A 2718-nucleotide genomic window follows, 5' to 3' on the forward strand; every position below is an offset into this window, starting at 1 on the left:
CTTCTCTTGCCTTATATCCCACCAGTGGTGCTCAATATCGATATCCCAGGAAACCGGGTGGATGTAGACATCTTAGAAGGGTTAGACGATGAAGATTGATATTTTAACCCTCTTTCCAGAAATGTTTTCACCTCTTGAGCACTCTATCGTGGGAAAGGCACGTGAAAAGGGACTTCTCGAGATCAACTACCATAATTTCCGTGAAAACGCAGAGAAAGCTCGTCATGTTGACGATGAACCCTATGGTGGCGGCCAAGGCATGCTCTTACGTGCTCAGCCCATCTTTGACGCCTTTGATGCCATTGAGAAAAAGAACCCGCGCGTGATTTTGTTGGATCCTGCTGGTCGGACTTTTGACCAAAGTTACGCAGAAGAGTTGGCTCAAGAAGATGAATTAATCTTTATCTGTGGTCACTATGAGGGCTACGACGAGCGGATCAAGACCTTGGTGACAGATGAGATTTCTCTTGGCGATTATGTCCTGACGGGTGGCGAGCTAGCAGCCATGACCATGATTGATGCGACGGTTCGCTTGATTCCAGAAGTGATCGGAAAAGAGTCGAGCCACCAGGATGACAGTTTCTCCTCTGGTCTACTAGAATATCCTCAATACACACGGCCTTATGAATACAGAGGGATGACGGTTCCAGATGTTCTCATGAGTGGTCACCATGAAAATATCCGTCAATGGCGCCTCTATCAGAGTTTGAAAAAGACCTTAGAACGTCGGCCAGACTTGCTAGAAAACTATGAGTTGACAGCAGAAGAAGAGAAGATGTTGGAACAAATTAAACAAGAAGACTAACAGCGTCAGCTGTTTTTCTTTTGCCTCAAAAATTTATGAAAAAAACTTTTTAAACCTACTAGTTATTGGTAACAAAATGTGGTATGCTAAGGGGTAGAGAAACTTCAAGAAAATGATTCAGTTTTGGGGGTGAATTTAATGGGAAAGAAATTAGGAAAATCGGTTTTCACGACAGGGATTGCTGCAACAACGGTTCTATCTGGTATGTTTAATCACAAGGCTAGTGCCGAAGAGGTGAAGCAAAATGAAAATGCAGAAACCAATAGTACGGAAGTAGTCGAAAAACCAATTACGGTTGATGAGTTGAAGCAAATTACAGCTCAAAAAGGCCAAGTGGTGAAAGATGTCCACTACCAAGAGCAAAAAGTGATCGATGCTCAAACGGAAGTCAAGGCTGCTGGACAAGAATTGGAAGAAAAGAAAGCAGAAGTGACGGATGCGGAAAACCTCATTGCAACAACTTCGGATGCCCAAGTTCAGAATGCAGAAAATGACGTCAAGGTAGCTCAAGCCTATGTGACCATCGAAGAAAATAAGGTTCGAGAAGCAGAAGCTGCCCATGACCAAGTCGTAGAGGCTGTTCGTCAACAGGAAAATCAAGTTACTGCTCAGGAATCTTTGGTCGATGTAGCACAAAATGAATTGAACCAAGCCAAAGCACCGATTTCAAATGATGAGAATGTGCTCAACCAGGCTTTGTTGGAGCAAAGTCAAGTCGAGCAAAGTATCCGAGAATCTCAGAATTACCTTGCAACCTTGCAAGCGAGTCAGCAAACTGGCTCAGATACAGTGGCTCAAATTGAGAACGACATTCAACTGGCTCAAACGCGTCTGACAGATTTGAAAGCGGTCATCGCAACTAAGGAAGCAGAATTGGCAGCCTTAGAACAAGCTGCGGCCAATAGCCCAGTTCAGTTGAGTCAAGCGACTTATGAAGGTTATTTGCAACACTTAGCTGACAATGGCAATGAAGCTGCAGCGAGTGCTTTAGCCCTCTACAAGCGTGGTCGGGAAGAAGACGGCTTAACAGTTGGAGAGTCTGGATCCTTGCAAGCTAACCTCCGAGCTCTTGAAATTGCGGATGCCATCAATAGCTATCGTCGCAATGCCGGCTTGCCTGAATTGGAACTGGATCCCTATTCCCTTCCAGCCAGTCAAGTACAGTTGGAATACTTCAAAAAAGCCAACTGGCATATGTTTAAGTATTTGCCAAACGAAAACATCGCTTATGGCTTTTCACCTGCTGGTGCGGTTGACATTTGGTACAATGAAAAAGCGGCTTATCAGGAAGTAGCGGCTCAATATGGTCTACCAACAGACGAAACACAAATCGATGCCAATGACATTTATATGAAAATTGGGGCTGAGGCCTTTGCTAAGGTTGGTCACTACCTCCAAATGGTAGACAACAAAGCGACAGCTTTATCAGTCGCTTATGACCCAAGCAATGCCATGTCAGAAGCAGCTTTCTTACACAGCCCGGTCAATTCAGCAGTGTCAACCAGTGCACTCGCTTACCAATTGCGTCAGGGAGCTGGGGCAACGACGACAAGATCAGATGTGAAAGCAAAATCTGATGAAGTCGCTAATCTCAAGTTAGACAAGGCCAATCAAGAGTCTCAAATCATTATCTTGCAAGGCAAACTAGAAGATGCCCACCATGCAAATTCGAAGATGGAAGCGGAGATGGCCAATGTCCAAAAGACCATCCAAAATTACAAGATTCTTCTTGTTAGCAAGGACCATGCGGTTGAAAAGGCGAAGGCGACTCTTGATGTATCTCGAGGTCGGATTGAAGCAACTATCCAACCAAAAGAAGCAGCACTTCAAAAAGCGAAAGATTTGTTAACAGCTGCGCGTGAGAAATTAGATCTTTTAAAAGCGGAAGAAGCAGAAAAAGCCCAAGTCGTTCA

General features: G+C 44.6%; 2 protein-coding genes and 1 pseudogene. All 3 read left to right on the forward strand.

Going from position 1 to position 2718, the window contains the following annotated elements:
* Nucleotides 1-99 (forward strand): annotated as a pseudogene (locus tag SPADD19_RS12530) (ribosome maturation factor RimM); the annotation flags it as partial.
* Nucleotides 89-805 carry a tRNA (guanosine(37)-N1)-methyltransferase TrmD gene (trmD, locus tag SPADD19_RS03645; protein ID WP_061455235.1) on the forward strand — a complete coding sequence of 239 codons (717 nt, stop codon included), beginning with the start codon at nucleotides 89-91 and terminating at the stop codon, nucleotides 803-805. The pseudogene SPADD19_RS12530 and the gene trmD, both read left to right, overlap by 11 nt.
* Before the next feature lie 138 nt (nucleotides 806-943).
* The coding region (locus SPADD19_RS03650) for a CAP domain-containing protein (protein WP_061455236.1) at nucleotides 944-2718 on the forward strand (1775 nt) is incomplete at its 3' end.

It is taken from the genome of Streptococcus parasanguinis (assembly GCF_001578955.1).
GTDB lineage: Bacteria > Bacillota > Bacilli > Lactobacillales > Streptococcaceae > Streptococcus > Streptococcus parasanguinis_U.